This is a genomic window from Streptomyces sp. NBC_01077 (genome assembly GCF_045162855.1).
Lineage (GTDB): Bacteria > Actinomycetota > Actinomycetes > Streptomycetales > Streptomycetaceae > Streptomyces.
Genome location: NZ_CP108669.1, coordinates 6,226,816 through 6,242,787 on the forward strand (window position 1 = coordinate 6,226,816; position 15,972 = coordinate 6,242,787).

19 protein-coding genes are annotated in these 15,972 nt (G+C 72.2%); 12 read left to right on the top strand and 7 right to left on the bottom strand.

Features of this window, described 5'->3' with window-relative positions; genetic code table 11:
• Nucleotides 1-7 precede the first annotated feature (7 nt).
• Complete coding sequence (locus tag OG462_RS28370; RefSeq protein ID WP_406061851.1) at nt 8-1,009, bottom strand: GNAT family N-acetyltransferase; 1,002 nt, start codon at nt 1,007-1,009, stop codon at nt 8-10.
• Nucleotides 1,010-1,121: 112 nt separating this feature from the next.
• Here OG462_RS28370 and fdxA point away from each other — a divergent pair, with 112 nt between their 5' ends.
• Complete coding sequence (fdxA, locus tag OG462_RS28375; protein WP_406061852.1) at nt 1,122-1,442, top strand: ferredoxin; 321 nt, start codon at nt 1,122-1,124, stop codon at nt 1,440-1,442.
• 108 nt (nt 1,443-1,550) lie between these two features.
• Nucleotides 1,551-2,645 (top strand): bifunctional succinyldiaminopimelate transaminase/glutamate-prephenate aminotransferase, encoded by a 1,095-nt coding sequence (locus OG462_RS28380; protein WP_406061853.1) that lies wholly within the window; start codon nt 1,551-1,553, stop codon nt 2,643-2,645.
• Nucleotides 2,646-2,726: 81 nt separating this feature from the next.
• Here the strand turns inward: OG462_RS28380 and OG462_RS28385 are convergent, their stop codons facing one another.
• Together OG462_RS28385 and OG462_RS28390 are read right to left on the bottom strand one after the other, a co-directional pair.
• Nucleotides 2,727-3,188 carry an ATP-binding protein gene (locus OG462_RS28385; protein WP_406061854.1) on the bottom strand — a complete coding sequence of 154 codons (462 nt, stop codon included), beginning with the start codon at nt 3,186-3,188 and terminating at the stop codon, nt 2,727-2,729.
• A 354-nt stretch (nt 3,189-3,542) separates the two neighbouring features.
• On the bottom strand, nt 3,543-4,499 hold the full coding sequence (locus OG462_RS28390) for a hypothetical protein (protein WP_406061856.1): 957 nt from the start codon (nt 4,497-4,499) through the stop codon (nt 3,543-3,545).
• A 29-nt stretch (nt 4,500-4,528) separates the two neighbouring features.
• Here OG462_RS28390 and dapE point away from each other — a divergent pair, with 29 nt between their 5' ends.
• Together dapE and OG462_RS28400 are read left to right on the top strand one after the other, a co-directional pair.
• Entirely contained in the window at nt 4,529-5,623 is a 1,095-nt protein-coding gene (dapE, locus tag OG462_RS28395; RefSeq protein WP_406061858.1) for a succinyl-diaminopimelate desuccinylase, read from the top strand.
• Between the two features lie 119 nt (nt 5,624-5,742).
• Nucleotides 5,743-6,492 (top strand): TIGR00730 family Rossman fold protein, encoded by a 750-nt coding sequence (locus OG462_RS28400; RefSeq protein ID WP_406061860.1) that lies wholly within the window; start codon nt 5,743-5,745, stop codon nt 6,490-6,492.
• A gap of 64 nt (nt 6,493-6,556) precedes the next feature.
• Here the strand turns inward: OG462_RS28400 and folP are convergent, their stop codons facing one another.
• On the bottom strand, nt 6,557-7,417 hold the full coding sequence (gene folP / locus OG462_RS28405) for a dihydropteroate synthase (protein ID WP_406061861.1): 861 nt from the start codon (nt 7,415-7,417) through the stop codon (nt 6,557-6,559).
• A 103-nt stretch (nt 7,418-7,520) separates the two neighbouring features.
• Here folP and OG462_RS28410 point away from each other — a divergent pair, with 103 nt between their 5' ends.
• The gene (locus OG462_RS28410; RefSeq protein WP_406061863.1) at nt 7,521-7,847 is read left to right on the top strand and encodes a hypothetical protein; all 327 of its coding nucleotides are present in this window, start codon (nt 7,521-7,523) and stop codon (nt 7,845-7,847) included.
• Nucleotides 7,844-8,431 (top strand): DNA-3-methyladenine glycosylase I, encoded by a 588-nt coding sequence (locus tag OG462_RS28415; RefSeq protein ID WP_406061865.1) that lies wholly within the window; start codon nt 7,844-7,846, stop codon nt 8,429-8,431. The genes OG462_RS28410 and OG462_RS28415 overlap by 4 nt, the downstream gene beginning before the upstream one ends.
• Nucleotides 8,432-8,456: 25 nt before the next feature.
• Here OG462_RS28415 and OG462_RS28420 read toward each other — a convergent pair whose 3' ends face one another.
• Nucleotides 8,457-8,654, bottom strand: a complete 198-nt coding sequence (locus tag OG462_RS28420; protein WP_406061867.1) for a hypothetical protein — start codon at nt 8,652-8,654, stop codon at nt 8,457-8,459.
• Nucleotides 8,655-8,738: 84 nt separating this feature from the next.
• On the bottom strand, nt 8,739-9,542 hold the full coding sequence (locus tag OG462_RS28425; RefSeq protein WP_406061869.1) for an enoyl-CoA hydratase/isomerase family protein: 804 nt from the start codon (nt 9,540-9,542) through the stop codon (nt 8,739-8,741).
• A gap of 312 nt (nt 9,543-9,854) precedes the next feature.
• Here OG462_RS28425 and OG462_RS28430 point away from each other — a divergent pair, with 312 nt between their 5' ends.
• Nucleotides 9,855-10,022, top strand: a complete 168-nt coding sequence (locus OG462_RS28430) for a DUF3117 domain-containing protein (RefSeq protein WP_009997451.1) — start codon at nt 9,855-9,857, stop codon at nt 10,020-10,022.
• Between the two features lie 192 nt (nt 10,023-10,214).
• Here OG462_RS28430 and OG462_RS28435 read toward each other — a convergent pair whose 3' ends face one another.
• Nucleotides 10,215-10,880, bottom strand: a complete 666-nt coding sequence (locus OG462_RS28435) for an O-methyltransferase (RefSeq protein ID WP_406061872.1) — start codon at nt 10,878-10,880, stop codon at nt 10,215-10,217.
• 142 nt (nt 10,881-11,022) lie between these two features.
• On the opposite strand from OG462_RS28435, the gene sigE reads away from it, so the two are divergent.
• The 5 genes from sigE to OG462_RS28460 all read left to right on the top strand — a co-directional run bounded on the left by sigE (nt 11,023) and on the right by OG462_RS28460 (nt 15,965).
• Nucleotides 11,023-11,781 (top strand): RNA polymerase sigma factor SigE, encoded by a 759-nt coding sequence (sigE, locus tag OG462_RS28440; protein ID WP_078623434.1) that lies wholly within the window; start codon nt 11,023-11,025, stop codon nt 11,779-11,781.
• Nucleotides 11,778-12,722, top strand: a complete 945-nt coding sequence (locus OG462_RS28445; RefSeq protein WP_406061874.1) for an anti-sigma factor family protein — start codon at nt 11,778-11,780, stop codon at nt 12,720-12,722. The genes sigE and OG462_RS28445 overlap by 4 nt, the downstream gene beginning before the upstream one ends.
• Nucleotides 12,723-12,800: 78 nt before the next feature.
• Nucleotides 12,801-14,696 carry a trypsin-like peptidase domain-containing protein gene (locus tag OG462_RS28450; protein ID WP_406061875.1) on the top strand — a complete coding sequence of 632 codons (1,896 nt, stop codon included), beginning with the start codon at nt 12,801-12,803 and terminating at the stop codon, nt 14,694-14,696.
• A gap of 91 nt (nt 14,697-14,787) precedes the next feature.
• Nucleotides 14,788-15,264, top strand: coding sequence for a sec-independent translocase (locus OG462_RS28455; RefSeq protein WP_406061877.1), 477 nt, complete (start codon nt 14,788-14,790; stop codon nt 15,262-15,264).
• Between the two features lie 74 nt (nt 15,265-15,338).
• Entirely contained in the window at nt 15,339-15,965 is a 627-nt protein-coding gene (locus OG462_RS28460; protein ID WP_406061879.1) for a hypothetical protein, read from the top strand.
• Nucleotides 15,966-15,972 lie beyond the last annotated feature (7 nt).

The window sequence follows — 15,972 nt, forward strand, 5'->3', positions numbered from 1 at the left end:
CGCTCCGTCACGCCTCCGCCCATCGGTAGTGGTGGTAGTGGTGATGCGGCGCGAAGCCCATCCCGTCGTACAGGGCCCGTGCGCCGTCGTTGTCCGCCTCCACCTGGAGCCAGGCCGCCGAGGCGCCCTCGTCGAGGGCCTGGCGGGCGAGCGCCGTCATGACGGACGTCGCCAGGCCCCGGCGCCGCTGCTCCGGGTCCACCTCGACGGCCATGAAGCCGGCCCAGCGTCCGTCGACCACGCACCGTCCGATCGCCGCGGGTACCTCTCCCGTGCCCGCCACGGATGCGAACCACACACTGGGGCCGGACGTCAGCACCGACCGTACCGCCGGGCCGGGTTCGCCGAAGCGCTGGTAGCGGCGGAGCCACGTCTCGTCGACCGTCCGGGAGAGGTGTACGGCGGAGACGTCGGCGTCCAGGTCGCCGATCGGGGCCAGTGCCGCGATCCGTACCTCGGCGGAGACCTCGCGTCGCCAGCCGTGCCGGTCGAGGGCCGCGCAGAGCAGTTCCTGGGTGCCCTCGGCGCCGGTGGCGGCCTGGACGTACGCGGGGAGCTTCCGGGCCTCGTACCACGCGCGTACGCGCGTCAGGGCGTCGGCGATCGGCAGCCCAGGATCACCGAGCGGGAGTGCGGAGTTGGCCCGCCGGGTGAATCCGTCGGAGGCCCGCAGGGTCCACTCGCCGAGCGCCTCGCTCTCGACCGGCTGCCACGCGCGCGCGGTGGCGCGGGCCAGCTCGGGGAAGGTGGCGGAGGGGCCGCGCCGGCGGGCCGGGGCGGCCGGGACGATCTTCCCGGCGACCAGGGTGGATTCCGCGATCCGGACGCTCTCGCCGCTCTTTCGTGTGATCAGCAGCACAGAGTTGTCCCATGATGTGAGAACGCCGACCGCGTCGGTGAACTTCGCACCCGCTGCCGTCGAGTCCGTCACGTACCGAACGGAGACACGTTTTCCCACGTCAGCGCTGGTAATTCGGACCTCAAGGCGCCCTCCGCCGGTGAATTCCACAGCTTCTCCGCCCCTCCTGTTCGGATCGCCCCCAAGAACGGAGATACTAGGTGCGGGCATCGACGACGCCGCGCTCCCGCGCAGACCAGCCCTATCGAGGAGGAACGACAGCGTGACCTACGTCATCGCGCAGCCTTGTGTCGACGTGAAGGACAAGGCGTGCATCGAGGAGTGCCCCGTCGACTGCATCTACGAGGGCAAGCGGTCCTTGTACATCCACCCGGACGAATGCGTCGACTGCGGGGCCTGTGAGCCGGTCTGCCCGGTCGAGGCGATCTTCTACGAGGACGACACCCCGGAGGAGTGGAAGGACTACTACAAGGCGAACGTCGAGTTCTTCGACGAGCTCGGTTCGCCCGGTGGTGCCTCCAAGCTCGGCGAGATCGAGCGTGACCACCCCTTCATCGCGGTTCTGCCGCCGCAGAACGGCTGATCGACCGCACCAGGTCGTATCCGGTCCCGTACGGCGTCGGCCGCCGTGCGGGACCGAGGCGTTTCCCGACGCCTCCCCCGTGTACGTACAGGAAGTGAGAGCCAACCCGTGAGCGCAGTCTCTTCGCGCCTGCCCGTCTTCCCCTGGGACAAGCTGGAGCCGTACAAGAAGACGGCCGTGGCGCACCCCGACGGAATCGTGGACCTCTCGGTCGGCACGCCCGTCGACCCGGTCCCCGCGCTGATCCAGGAGGCCCTGGTCGAGGCGGCGGACTCGCCGGGCTATCCCACGGTGTGGGGGACGAAGGAGCTGCGGGACGCGCTCACCGGCTGGTGCGAGCGGCGCCTGGGCGCGGTGGACTTCGCCCACGAGAACGTGCTGCCGGTGGTGGGCTCCAAGGAGCTGGTCGCGTGGCTGCCGACCCAGCTGGGCCTCGGCGCGGGCGACCGGGTGGCGTACCCCCGGCTCGCGTACCCGACGTACGAGGTCGGCGCGCGGCTCTGCGGCGCGGAGGCGGTGGTCTACGACGACCCGACGGAGCTGGACCCCACCGGGCTCAAGCTGCTCTGGCTCAACTCCCCGTCCAACCCGACCGGCAAGGTCCTCTCCAAGGACGAGCTGACCCGGATCGTCGCCTGGGCGCGCGAGCACGGCGTCCTCGTCTTCTCCGACGAGTGCTACCTGGAGCTGGGCTGGGAGGCGGACCCGGTCTCCGTCCTCCACCCGGACGTCTGCGGCGGCTCGTACGAGGGCATCGTCGCCGTCCACTCGCTGTCCAAGCGCTCCAACCTGGCGGGCTACCGCGCCGCGTTCATCGCGGGCGACGCGGCCGTGCTCGGGGAGCTGCTCCAGATCCGCAAGCACGGCGGCATGATGACCGCGGCGCCGGTGCAGGCGGCGACGGTCGCGGCACTCGGCGACGACGCGCACGTGGCCGAGCAGCGGGAGCGGTACGCGGCCCGCCGGGCGGCGCTGCGGGCGGCCCTGGAGGCCCACGGCTTCCGGATCGAGCACAGCGAGGCGAGCCTGTACCTGTGGGTGACCCGGGACGAGCCGTGCTGGGAGACCGTGGCGTACCTGGCGGAGAAGGGCATTCTCGTGGCGCCGGGCGACTTCTACGGCGAGGCGGGGGAGCGGTTCGTACGGGTCGCGTTCACGGCGACGGACGAGCGGGTCGCGGCGGCGGTCAAGCGGCTCGGCTGACCGCCTGAGGCACGGGGAAGGGCCCGGGGAGCGGATGCTCCCCGGGCCCTTCCCCGTGTGTGTGGGTGCGATGCGTGCGGGTCAGCCGCCGAGCGGCAGGCCACCGAGCGTCTGGCCGGTGGGCAGGCCGCCGAGGCCGCCGCCCAGGGCGCCGCCGGTCGGGCCCTCCGCGCTCTCGGCGGCGGCGCCGGCGGTCTTGCCGACGACCTCGCCCGTGCTGCCGGCGGTGTCACCGGCGACCTTCTGGACGGCCGGGGTGGCGGTCTTGCCCGCCGCGCCGAGGCTCTTGCCGGCGGCGGGGACGGCCGTACCGACGGCCTGGCTGCCGGTGGCGCCGACGACGCCGGTGGCGGTCTGCGAGGCGCTGTCGACGGCGGTGCCCGCACCGGCGGCGTCCAGGGCGGTGAGGCCGCCGAGGGCGCCGGTCGGCGCGATGCTGTGGTCAAGGGCGCTCGCGGAGCCGGCCGCACCGACCACGGGGGCTGCGCCGGCCGCGATGAGGAGGGCGGCGCGGGCGATCCGACGGGTCAGGGGGAGGGACATGGTGCTCCTTCGACGAGGTGCGAGGTGTTGTTCGGACGCAGTGACAACCGGCCCTGGGGAGGGAGAGGTTGCGGCGGTCGAAGGTAAAGACTTGGTAATGCGTCGTATTGTCGGGTGGGGAGGAAAACGGACGAACGCGTCATTGCGCAGTCGTCTGCCGAACCGTCACTTCCCTTGTCCCGTAAGGGAATTGAGAGGGTGGGGCGCGAGGCGGAAGGAGCGGCGCGAAAGGGTCGCGAATTTCTCCGGACGCGCACCGGTGTCATGCCACGGGCGAGTGAATCGCCGTACGGGTGATCGGCTGCTGATCGACCGGAGATCGCGGAGATCGACCAGGAGTCGACCGGAGACCGGCTACTGGGCGAGTCGCATACGGACGGACTCCCCGCCGGAGGCAGGCGCACCCGCGGCCCTCGCAGACCCCGAGGCCTTCGACCAACCCCCGCGCGCCTCGCCCGCGCGCCACACCCGGTCCCCGTACGCGACCTCCGTGATGCGCAGGGTCTCCGCCCGCGCCACGGCCCACTGCGCCAGCTCCCAGCCGCGCCGCTCGTCCGACTCCGCCGCCCCGGATCCGGTCGTCGACCGCACCGGCACCATGAGCACCGGCGGCTCGGCCGCCGACCGGCCCGCGCTCGGGCCGCCCGTCACGGCCGTCGGCGCCGCCTTCTCGCCGAAGGCGCGTACCAGCTCCGCGCGGACCTGCTCGGGATCGCCCGGCCGGCCCTCGGCGTCGCTCGACGTACAGGAGAGGGCGGCCGGAGAGCGGCCCGTCAGTGCGGCCGACAGGAGCGTGGCGTCCGGCTCGTGCTTCGCGTACGCCTGCGGGTAGCCGCTCTTCTGCACCTTCTGCGCCGCCACTGTCAGCGGCAGCCGCGAATACCCGCGGACCTTCTCCAGGCCGTCGTAGAACTTCCCCGACGAGTACACCGGGTCCATGATCTGCGCCGGAGTGCCCCAGCCCATCGAGGGCCGCTGCTGGAAGAGGCCGAGGGAGTCCCGGTCGCCGTGCTCGATGTTCCGCAGCGCCGACTCCTGGAGCGCCGTCGCGAGGGCGATGGTCACCGCCCGCTCCGGCAGGCCCCGGGTCGTGCCCACGGCGGAGATCGTCGCGGCGTTCGACGCCTGCTCCGGTGTGAACTCGTACCGGTTGTCCCCGGTGCCCACACTGCACCGGGGCGTGCCCGTACTCCCCGTCATCTGGTGGAAGGCCACGTACGAGGCGAGGCCGAGGAGCGCGGCGAAGGCGGCCGCGGAACGGGCGAGGCGGCCGCGACGGGCGGGGCGGGTGGGCTCGGACACGGGGCCCACCGTACTGGAGGCCGCGTTAGGGTCGGCACATGGCTGACATCACCCCGCTCGACACGCCCCTCGACCTGTCCCAGGACGGGGCCGCGCTCACCGCCGCCCTCGTCGACTTCCCGTCCGTCAGCGGGACCGAGCAGCCGCTCGCGGACGCCATCGAGCAGGCGCTGCGCGGCCTGCCGCACCTCACCGTCGACCGGTACGGCAACAACGTCGTGGCCCGCACCCGGCTCGGCCGCGGCGAGCGGGTCGTCCTCGCCGGCCACATCGACACCGTGCCGATCGCCGACAACGTGCCCTCGCGGCTCGACGAGGACGGCATCCTGTGGGGCTGCGGCACCTCCGACATGAAGTCCGGGGTCGCCGTCCAGCTGCGGATCGCCGCCACCGTCCCCGAACCCAACCGCGACCTCACCTTCGTCTTCTACGACAACGAGGAGGTCGCCGCACACCTCAACGGCCTCGGGAAGATCGCCGCCGCGCACCCCGACTGGCTGGAGGGCGACTTCGCCGTCCTCCTGGAGCCCTCCGACGCCCAGGTCGAGGGCGGCTGCCAGGGCACCCTGCGCGTGATCCTGCACACCGCGGGCGAGCGGGCCCACTCCGCGCGCTCCTGGATGGGCTCCAACGCCATCCACACCGCCGCCCCGATCCTCGCCCGCCTCGCCGCGTACGAGCCGCGCAAGCCGGTCATCGACGGCCTGGAGTACCACGAGGGCCTCAACGCCGTCGCGATCCAGGGCGGCGTCGCGACCAACGTCATCCCCGACGCCTGCACGGTCACGGTCAACTACCGGTACGCCCCCGACCGCTCCCCGGCCGAGGCCCTGGCGTACGTCCGCGAGTTCTTCGCCGACTGCGACATCGCCGAGTTCGTGATCGACGACGAGAGCCCCGGCGCCCTGCCCGGCCTTTCCCACCCGGCGGCGGAGGCCTTCATGAAGGCCGTCGGCGGCAGCGCCCAGCCCAAGTTCGGCTGGACCGACGTGGCCCGCTTCAGCGCCCTCGGGGTACCCGCCGTCAACTACGGCCCCGGCGACCCGATCTACGCGCACAAGCGGGACGAGCACGTTCCCGTCGACCGGATCCACCACTGCGAAGCCCGGCTCCGCGACTGGCTGACCGCCTGACTTCTCTCGTCCCGACTTCCGTAATTTCGCGTTTCGTCACCTCTGTGGTCCTACGCTGACCGGACCAGAAGATCAGTTGGCGGTCGAAGCGGACCGCCGATCGGCGGAGGGAGCAGGCCATGGGCATTCCCGAGGGAATGGCGAAGCCCGAGGAACAGCGACTCGGACCGGTGCTCAGGCGGCGGGACCAGGTCCAGTCGGGCACGACGGACCAGCGGCTGCTCGACACCGAGGGCGACTCGGAATGGGTGCACACCGACCCCTGGCGGGTCATGCGCATCCAGTCCGAGTTCGTCGAGGGCTTCGGCGCGCTCGCCGAACTGCCGAGCGCGATCAGTGTCTTCGGCTCGGCCCGCACGAAGCCGGACTCGCCCGAGTACGAGGCGGGCGTACGGATCGGCAAGGCGCTCGTCGAGGCCGGGTTCGCGGTCATCACGGGCGGCGGCCCCGGCGCCATGGAGGCGGCCAACAAGGGGGCCAGGGAGGCCAAGGGCGTCTCGGTGGGCCTCGGCATCGAGCTCCCCTTCGAGCAGGGGCTCAACCAGCACGTCGACATCGGCGTGAACTTCCGCTACTTCTTCGTCCGCAAGACGATGTTCGTGAAGTACGCGCAGGGCTTCGTCGTCCTGCCCGGCGGCCTCGGCACCCTCGACGAGCTCTTCGAGGCGCTGACCCTGGTCCAGACCCGCAAGGTCACCCGCTTCCCGATCGTCCTCTTCGGCACGGAGTACTGGAAGGGCCTCGTCGACTGGCTCCGCGACTCGGTCGTCGCGGGCGGCAAGGCCTCGGAACGCGACCTGCTGCTCTTCCACGTCACGGACGACGTGGAGGAGGCGGTGGCGCTGGTCACGAAGGAGACGGGCAAGTAGCGCCCACGGAGCGGGGGCGACGGTCTCCCCTCGCCCCCGCTCCGCTCCTCCGTGCCCCGCCCGGCTACGCCAGCCCGCGCCGCGCGACCGCCGGCGCCCGATGCCCGGCGATGGACGCCACCATGTCGAGCACCTGACGAGTCTCCGCGACCTCGTGCACCCGATACACCTGCGCCCCCAGCCACGCCGACACGGCGGTCGTCGCCAAGGTCCCGAGGACCCGCTCCTTCACCGGCCGGTCGAGCGTCTCGCCGACGAAGTCCTTGTTGGACAGGGACACCAGCACCGGCCACCCCGTCTCCGCCATCTCCCCGAGCCGCCGCGTCGCCTCCAGGCTGTGCCGGGTGTTCTTCCCGAAGTCGTGACCCGGGTCGATCATGATCGCGTCCCGCCGCACCCCGAGCGCGGCCGCCCGCTCCGCGAGCCCCACGGTCACCCGCAGGATGTCGGCCATCACGTCCTCGTACTCGACCCGGTGCGGCCGCGTCCGCGGCTCCGCGCCACCCGCGTGCGTGCACACGAGCCCCGCGCCGTACTTCGCGGCGACCTCGGCGAGTCCGGGGTCGACCCCGCCCCACGCGTCGTTCAGGACGTCCGCGCCGGCCTCGCAGACCGCCTCGCCGACGTCCGCCCGCCAGGTGTCCACGCTGATGACGACATCGGGATGGCGCCTGCGGACCTCGGCGACGAAACCGACCGTGCGCCGCGCCTCCTCCTCGGCCGTCACCTCCTCGCCGGGGCCCGCCTTCACCCCGCCGATGTCGATGATCGCCGCTCCCTCGGCCACGGCCTGCTCGACGCGGGCGAGCGCCGGCTCGTCCCGGAAGGTGGCGCCCTGGTCGTAGAAGGAGTCCGGGGTCCGGTTCACGATCGCCATGATCACCGGCTCGTGCGGCCCGAATTCACGCCGTCCCAAGCGCAGCATCCCTTTTGTCCTCCCTCGTGTCCGTTCGCCTGCGACCCTAGCTGTCGGTGGCGCATGGCACGATCGGCACGGGACGATTTCCACTCCGGGGAGAGGCACGCAGGTGTTCTGGTTTCTGCTCATCACGATGGTCGTGGTCGTGGCCGCGGTGACCCTCGCCGTGGTCGGCGGCGGCGACAGCGAGGTGCTGCCCGAGGTGGCGCCCGAGGAGCTCGTCGACCCCCTCCCGGCCGCCCGCCCGGTCGACCGTGCCGACGTCGAGGCGCTCCGTCTCCCCGTCGCGGTCCGCGGCTACCGGATGGCGGACGTGGACGACGTCCTGGTCCGTCTCGGCGCCGAACTGGCCGAGCGGGACGCCCGGATCTCCGAGCTGGAGGAGGCGCTCGCGGGAGCGGCCGCCGCCGGTGACGCAGAGGACGGCCGGGCATGACGGCCGGCGGGGCGGTCGCGGGCCCGGACGGGCGGCTGCGCTGCCCCTGGGGCCTGTCGACCGAGGACTACGTGGCGTACCACGACGAGGAGTGGGGCCGCCCGGTCCACGGCGACGACGCGCTGTTCGAGCGGCTCTGCCTGGAGGCCTTCCAGTCGGGCCTGTCGTGGATCACGATCCTCCGCCGCCGCGAGGGCTTCCACAGCGCCTTCGACGGCTTCCGGATCGCGTCCGTGGCCGGTTTCGGCGAGGCGGACCGCGAGCGGCTCCTCGTGGACGAGGGCATCATCCGCAACCGCGCCAAGATCGACGCGACCCTGGCCAACGCGAAACTGCTCGCCACCTGGTCGCCGGGTGAACTCGACGAGCTGATCTGGTCGTACGCCCCCGATCCGGCGGGCCGCCCCGTCCCGCGCACGGTCACGGACGTCCCGGCGGTCACGGACGAGTCCACGGCCCTCTCGAAGGCCCTCAAGAAGCGAGGCCTCCGCTTCATCGGCCCGACGACGGCGTACGCCCTGATGCAGGCGTGCGGGCTGGTCGACGACCACGTGAAGGGGTGCGTGGCCCGGGGCGGGAAGTAGCCCCGGGCGACGCGTCCGGTCCGGCTCAGAAGACGTGGACGCGCTCGGCGGTGTCCCAGCTCATGTCGGCCTGCGGGCCGCCGAGGCCGCCGCGGCCGTTGCCCGGCGTGGACGAGCCGTCGGCGGCCTGTGCCGGCGAGGACAGGGCGGTGGCGGACAGGCCCAGGGCCACGCCCGCCGTGAGCGCGCCGCGAAGAAGGCGCGCGGAAGGTGTTGAACGCACGGAACCCCCCAGGTATGTGCGTACGAATGGTGAGCGGATCCTATAGACCCGCTCACCGGTCGTACGAACGGGTTCCGCCCCAGCTCAGCGGCCCAGGTACTGCGGCTTCTCCTTGGCGATGAAGGCGCGGACCGCGATCGTGTGGTCCTCGGAGCCGCCCGCCCGGTTCTGGAGTTCCTCCTCCTTGTCGAGGGCCTCCGCGAGCGAGTGGTCGGCGCCGTACGCGAGGGACTCCTTCAGGGCCGCGTACGCCACCGTCGGGCCCTCCGCGAGCGTGCGGGCCACCTTCTCGGCCTCGGCGGCGAGGTCGGCGGCCGGGACCAGGCGGTTCGCGATGCCCAGCTCGTACGCCTCCTGGGCGCTGATCGAGCGCGGGAAGAGCAGCAGGTCGGACGCCCGGCTCGCGCCGATCAGCCGGGGCAGCGTCCAGGACACGCCCGAGTCGGCGGTCAGTGCGACCCCCGCGAACGAGGTGTTGAACGAGGCGGTGTCCGCGACCACCCGGTAGTCCGCCGCGAGCGCGAAGCCGAAGCCGGCCCCCGCCGCGACACCGTTCACGCCCGCCACGACGGGCTTCCGCATGCCCGCGAGCGCCTTGGTGATCGGGTTGTAATGGTCCCGGACCGTGTTCATGGTCTCTCGGGTGCCGTTCTCGTGGTCCGCCATGAGCAGGCCCACGTGTTCCTTCAGGTCCTGGCCGACGCAGAACGCCCGCTCGCCGGCCGCGGTGAGCAGCACCGCCCGTACGGCGGGGTCCGCGGCGGCCGTCTCCGCCGCGTCCCGGAGGGCGACTTTCGTCGCCACGTTCATCGCGTTCATGGCCTCGGGGCGGTTGAGCGTGATGGTGGCGAGTCCGTCGCTCACCTCGTACAGCACCGTGTCGGCCATGGGGTTCCCTTCGCCTCTTTGCGTGGTTGACCTGCACAGCATGGCGGACATCACCCGCCCCGCCCATGTGAGCTGCGTCAAAGATTTGAGGGGCTCGACCGGACGCCGAGCGGCGAAGTATCGCAGGCCGATCGCCGAAATGTGGGGTTTTGAGAGAGCGCGTTGCGCAAGCGATGCCATTCGATGTTGGTCATCGGGTCCTGCCATGCGGGATAATGACCTGGAAGCAATGTGTTCGAAGCCGGTGACGCGTGCTCCACATCATGGAGCTGCCCGGCTGACAATGAGCTGGTTTCAGGAAGGGGAACAAGCATGGCGGCCATGAAGCCGCGGACGGGTGACGGCCCGCTCGAGGTGACCAAGGAGGGGCGGGGCATCGTCATGCGCGTTCCGCTCGAAGGCGGCGGTCGGCTTGTCGTCGAGCTGACCCCGGACGAGGCCGAGGCGTTGGGCGACGCCCTGAAGAAGGTCGTCGGCTGATCCGACTCTCCCTCGCATCCTGACCACTGCCCCGGTACGGCCCGCCCGTACCGGGGCAGTGGTGTGTCCAGGGGAGGGGGACGCGTCTTGTACGGGGGTGAGGGCGAGGGCGGGTGCGCGGGCAGTGCGGCGCGCGGCGGCGACGTGGCGGGCGGCGGCGAGGTGGCGCGCGGCGGCGACGTTGCGGGCGCGTCAGCCCCGGCGGACCGCGCACAGCAGGCCGTCGCCCACCGGCAGCAGGGAGGGGATGAGCTCCTGGCTCTCCCGCACCGTGCGCAGCAGCTCGCGGATCCGCTGGACCTCGGCCGGCTGGGCCGCCGAGTCGACCGTACGACCGTCCGCGAAGACTCCCTCGAAGCAGACGAGCCCGCCAGGCCGCAGCAGGCGCAACGATTCAGCGAGGTAATCCAGGTACTCGAGCCGGTCGCCGTCGCAGAACACGAGGTCGTACCCGCCGTCCGCGAGCCGCGGCAGGACGTCCAGGGCACGGCCGGGGATGAAACGGGCCCGATTGCCCGCGAAGCCCGCCGCACGGAACGCCGTCTTGGCGAACTGCTGCCGCTCCGGCTGGAGGTCCACCGTGGTCAGGACGCCGTCCGGCCGCATCCCGAGCAGCAGATAGATGCCCGACACGCCCGTGCCGGTACCGATCTCCGCCACCGCCTTCGCGTCCGCCGTCGCCGCGAGCAGGCGCAGCGCGCCACCGGTGCCCGGCGACACCGAGGGCAGCCCTGCCTCCCGGGCCCGCTCCCGGGCCCAGCGCAGAGCTTCGTCCTCGGCGACAAAGGCGTCGGCGAACGACCAGCTCGTCTGCCGGTTGGCGGTAATGGCCCTCTCCTGTCCCCGTAGTTGACGCAACGGTGACTGTATCCGCTGTCAGTGGGAACCCGCAGATGGGACCGGGCGTTCACCAGGGGAAGGACGCGGCAGGAGGAAGCCGGGGGAGCCGGTTCCAAATTCGCGTAAAGATTCTTATCCGGAGCTAACGGGCGAGGTGGCTATGGTAGGGGCTCCACTGGACACCACCAGAGCCGACAGGGGAGGTGCGGCTGCGCCTGTGGATCGGGGAGGAGTGCTTCGGCGTCTTCTCAGGTCGGCGGGTGAGCCGAAATCCGTGACCGACACAGCTGACCGTTTCCGCACCACCGACTCCGCTCCCACCACCGCGACCTTCGCATCGGATGCGGAATCGCAGGCGTGGACTCCGCCCACCTGGGAGGAGATCGTCAGCACGCACAGTGGTCGGGTCTACCGCCTCGCCTACCGCCTCACGGGCAACCAGCACGACGCCGAGGACCTGACCCAAGAGGTCTTCGTCCGCGTCTTCCGCTCGCTGTCGACGTACACGCCGGGCACCTTCGAGGGCTGGCTCCACCGCATCACCACCAATCTCTTCCTCGACATGGTCCGCCGCAAGCAGCGCATCCGTTTCGACGCGCTCGCCGACGACGCCGCCGAGCGGCTGCCCAGCCGTGAGCCCTCGCCGCAGCAGGTGTTCAACGACACCCACTTCGACGCCGACGTGCAGCAGGCCCTCGACACCCTCGCGCCCGAGTTCCGCGCCGCGGTCGTCCTCTGCGACATCGAAGGACTGTCGTACGAGGAGATCGCCGCGACCCTCGGTGTGAAGCTCGGCACCGTCCGCAGCCGGATCCACCGCGGGCGCTCCCACCTGCGCAAGGCCCTCAAGCACCGCTCGCCCGAGGCACGGGCGGAGCGTGCCCTGGCCTCCGTCGGATGGGAGGCAGGGACAGCGTGAGCGGCACACGTCCCTCGTCACCGACCCCCGCGGAACACCACCTCGGGGACCGGCTGGCCGCGCTCGTCGACGGCGAACTCGGCCATGACGCCCGCGAGCGGGTCCTCGCCCACCTCGCGACCTGCGCCCGCTGCAAGGCGGAGGCCGACGCGCAGCGCACCCTCAAGAGCGTCTTCGCCTCGGCGGCTCCGCCGCCGCCCTCGGAGGGATTCCTCGCCCGGCTCCAGGGGCTACCCGGGGGCCCCGGTGAGCCGGGAGGCCCCGGCGGACCGAGGGGCCCCCTCGAAGAGCTCTTCGGCGCGGGCGGAGTGAAGTCCGACGGCTTCGCCACGGCTGCCGTCGTCACCCCGCACCCTTCGCACACCGGCTTCCGCATCCACGAGGTCGGCGACCGCGCGTCCGGAACCTCCTGGCGCGGGCGGCGCTTCGCGTTCGCGGCGGCCAGCGCCGTCTCGTTCGCGGCCATCGCCCTCGGCGGCACCCTGCCCCTGGAGGCGTCGGTGAACGCGAGCGCGCGCGGAGGCCAGGGCACCGGCACGGCGGTCACCCCGCTGCGCACCACCGCCACGGGCGGCCCCGGGGGCGGCACGGCCGTCACGCGGGGCACGCGCTCCGGCGAGCGCGGCGCCCAGTCCGTCGACGGCACGCAGGTGACCCCGGGGGCTCCGCTGTCTCCCGGGACCCCGGCGGCGCTGCCGCACGGGCCGGTGGTGGCTGCGGTCGGTCCCGGCACGGTCCCGGCGGGCGCCGTCCCGGCGGACGCGATGCGCTCGGCCGTCATGCCGCTGGTGGCCGTACGCCTCCGGGACCCTGCTACGCAGTCGTTCCTCGCCCTCTCCCCGTTCATACGACCGACGGGGCCGGCCCTCCAACTGGCCTTCGGCCCCGGGCCCAGCCCGGCGCCCAGCCCGACGACCGCACCGCTCGGCTCCCACCGCTGACCCGCGACCTGGTTGAATCCAGGGACAGGGGCGCCCGCCCAACGGGGCGCGGACGGGTCAGCGGGGTGCGGGGAGAGCATGAACAACGGGAAGCCGAACTGGTGGAGCCGGCCGTCGAGCACACCGGAGGCGGCGCGGATACCCTCGCCGCCTCCGACCGACGACCTCACGGAGGGCGTCACCGCCGTCGTCACACATGACGCCGACGGCGACTTTCCCCTGCCCGCGCCGCAGGCGCCGGCCGAAGCGCCCGATGTCTCGGACGCCGCGAGCATCGTGGCCGACGTGACGGATGCGGCCGACGTGACGGATGTGGCGGCGGATGCGAGGGATACCGCAGATTCCGTCGATACCGCGGTGATGGCTGAGGCCGTCACCGCCGGCGCGGCCGTACCGGAGGGCGCGCCCTCCGTACTGCTGACCAAGAGCGAGGCTCCCGCCCCGGCGGACGAGGCCCTGACGGAGACCCTCCCGGTGACCGACGCTTCCGTGCCCGACGCTCCCGTCGCCGACGCTCCTCAGGGCCCGGCGCCCGCGCAGCCCGCGCCGCAGCCCCTGCACGCGCCCGACGAGTACCGGACGCCGCCCTACGGCGAGCCCGGACCCTGGGCGCCCGCTCCGCCCGTACAGCGCCCCCCGGCGCCCGTACCGCCGCAGCAGGCCCACGTACCCCCCGTATCGCCGCAGCCGCAGCCCCACCCGCAGCCGCACAGCCAGCCCCACCCGCAGCCCCACGCTCACCCCCAGCCCCACGTGCAGGCGGGGGTCGTGCCGCCGCAGGCCGGTGCGCCCTGGGTGCAGTACGACCCCTGGGGGGCCGGCGGGGCCGGACTCCCGCCCCTGCCCGCGAAGAAGTCCCGCAAGGGGCTCGCCGTCGCCGGAGCGCTCGTCCTCGCGCTCGTCACCGGTGTCATCGGCGGCGGCATCGGCGCGTACGTCGAGCGGAACGGCGGGATCACCACCGTCGAGCTGCCGCAGTCGGACGCCGGTGACACCGGCCGTGCCCCGGACAGCGTGGCCGGCATCGCGGCCAGCGCCCTGCCCGGCGTCGTCACCCTGCACGTCAAGGGCGGCGGTTCGTCCGGCACCGGCACCGGCTTCGTCCTCGACACCAAGGGCCACATCCTCACCAACAACCACGTCGTGGACGCGGCCCAGTCCTCCCGGGACATCACGGTGACCTTCTCCAGCGGCGAGACCGCCCGCGCCAAGGTCGTAGGCAAGGACACCGGTTACGACCTCGCCGTCGTCCAGGTCACCGGAGTCTCCGGCCTCAGGCCGCTGCCGCTCGGCAACTCCGACAACGTCCGCGTCGGCGACCCCGTCGTCGCCATCGGCGCCCCCTTCGACCTCTCCAACACGGTCACCTCCGGCATCATCAGCGCCAAGGAGCGCCCGATCACCGCGGGCGGGGAGAAGGGCGACGGCAGTGACATCAGCTACGTCGACGCGCTGCAGACCGACGCCCCCATCAACCCCGGCAACTCCGGCGGCCCGCTGCTCGACTCCAAGGGCCGGGTCATCGGCATCAACAGCGCCATCCGGGCCGCCGGCGGCGGCTCCGGTGACGGCGAGGGCGGCAGCGCCTCCCAGCCCGGCTCCATCGGCCTCGGCTTCGCCATACCGATCAACCAGGGCAAGCGCGTCGCCGAGGAACTCATCAACACCGGCAAGGCCACCCACCCCGTCATCGGTGTGAGCCTCGACATGCAGTTCAACGGCGACGGAGCCCGCGTCGGCGAGAAGGGCAAGGACGGCTCCGCCTCCGTCACGTCCGGCGGCCCCGCCGCGAAGGCGGGCCTCCAGCCCGGCGACGTCATCACCAAGGTCGACGGCCAGCGCGTCCACAACGGCGAGGAGCTGATCGTGAAGATCCGCGCCCACCGCCCCGGCGACAAGCTGGAGCTCACCCTGACCCGCGACGGCAAAGAGCTGACAAAGACGCTGACGCTCGGCTCGTCCCAGGGCACCTGAGCGCCATGTGGCGGACACCGGGAGGTACCCGTCCGACAGTTTCGGCGGGTACCGTGGACCGGGCCCTTGACCGGCATGAAGGAGCTACTAGGTGTTCAGCGACATAGGCGCACTCGAGCTGGTGACGCTCGTGGTCCTCGCCGTGCTCGTCTTCGGGCCGGACAAGCTCCCGAAGGTCATCCAGGACGTCTCGCGCTTCATCCGGAAGGTCCGTGACTTCTCGGACAGCGCGAAGGAGGACATCCGCAGCGAGCTGGGCCCGGAGTTCAAGGACTTCGAGTTCGAGGACCTCAACCCGAAGACGTTCCTCCGCAAGCAGATGGAGCAGAACGAGGACCTCCGGGAGCTCAAGGAGCTGCGCGGCAGCTTCGACCTCAAGAAGGAGATGAACGAGGTCGCCGACGCGGTCCACAGCCGTGAGCCGCAGACCTCGGCCGTCAACGGTTCCCCGTCGGTCAACGGTTCCTCCGGTGCCGTCACCTCCGCCAACGGCACCCCGGACCTGCTGAAGAAGCAGGACAAGCCGGACACCACCGAGCGTCCTCCGTACGACTCCGACGCGACCTGACGACGGGCTGTCACCGACCCGACGCGTCCTGGTGGCTATCCTCCCTCTGTTGACGCAACGAGGAGGCGGCCGAGATGGAGACCACGAGTCGGGTGGAGGGCGTACCCCTGGCCCGGCGGACCGCCGAGGGCTATCTGCGGGCGCAGTTCGCCTGGTACGGCCTCGACGAGGCATTCACCGGGCCGCGCTGGCTGATGCAGGTCGGCACGGCGGCGGACGGCAGTGTGCAGCACGGGTCGACCGGGCACGGTGAAACGCCGTCCATAAAGACGGACGCGAGCGCCGCGGAGAAGGAACGGTTCGCGATCGTCGTGACGGTGGCCGCGAGCCCGGTCCGGCGGACCGGAGACGGCACGGGCGTCCTCGACGCCACCACCGTGTCCTCGGCCGCCTGGCTGGCCGGCTCGGGGCTGCTCGTCCACACCTGGCCCGCCTCGCTGGACCACGCGACGCGGGACAACTGGCTGGACCAGCAGACCGAGACGGCGTTCGAGCTCGCCGACGACCTCGACGGGGCGGAGTGGTCGACGCTGTCGCTCCCGGTGGACGGGGTGCCCGTGCCCTTCCACTACCGCGAGTCGGAGTTCGGGTGGGTGCTCGCGGGGTCCGCTGCCGGGGTGCACATCGGGGCGTACGGGCGGGGGATGAGCGCGTACGGTCTGGGCTTCTCCCAGATCAAGGACCTGGACCTGTACGCATGACGGACCT

Bases quoted from the DNA above. Each gene is read 5' to 3' on its own strand.
- sigE (WP_078623434.1), top strand. From the start codon at position 11,023: ATGGTAGGGGCTCCACTGGACACCACCAGAGCCGACAGGGGAGGTGCG.
- dapE (WP_406061858.1), top strand. From the start codon at position 4,529: ATGGCTGACATCACCCCGCTCGACACGCCCCTCGACCTGTCCCAGGAC.
- OG462_RS28425 (WP_406061869.1), bottom strand. From the start codon at position 9,542: ATGGCCGACACGGTGCTGTACGAGGTGAGCGACGGACTCGCCACCATC.
- OG462_RS28415 (WP_406061865.1), top strand. From the start codon at position 7,844: ATGACGGCCGGCGGGGCGGTCGCGGGCCCGGACGGGCGGCTGCGCTGC.
- OG462_RS28430 (WP_009997451.1), top strand. From the start codon at position 9,855: ATGGCGGCCATGAAGCCGCGGACGGGTGACGGCCCGCTCGAGGTGACC.
- OG462_RS28400 (WP_406061860.1), top strand. From the start codon at position 5,743: ATGGGCATTCCCGAGGGAATGGCGAAGCCCGAGGAACAGCGACTCGGA.
- OG462_RS28450 (WP_406061875.1), top strand. From the start codon at position 12,801: ATGAACAACGGGAAGCCGAACTGGTGGAGCCGGCCGTCGAGCACACCG.
- folP (WP_406061861.1), bottom strand. From the start codon at position 7,417: ATGCTGCGCTTGGGACGGCGTGAATTCGGGCCGCACGAGCCGGTGATC.
- OG462_RS28385 (WP_406061854.1), bottom strand. From the start codon at position 3,188: ATGTCCCTCCCCCTGACCCGTCGGATCGCCCGCGCCGCCCTCCTCATC.
- OG462_RS28460 (WP_406061879.1), top strand. From the start codon at position 15,339: ATGGAGACCACGAGTCGGGTGGAGGGCGTACCCCTGGCCCGGCGGACC.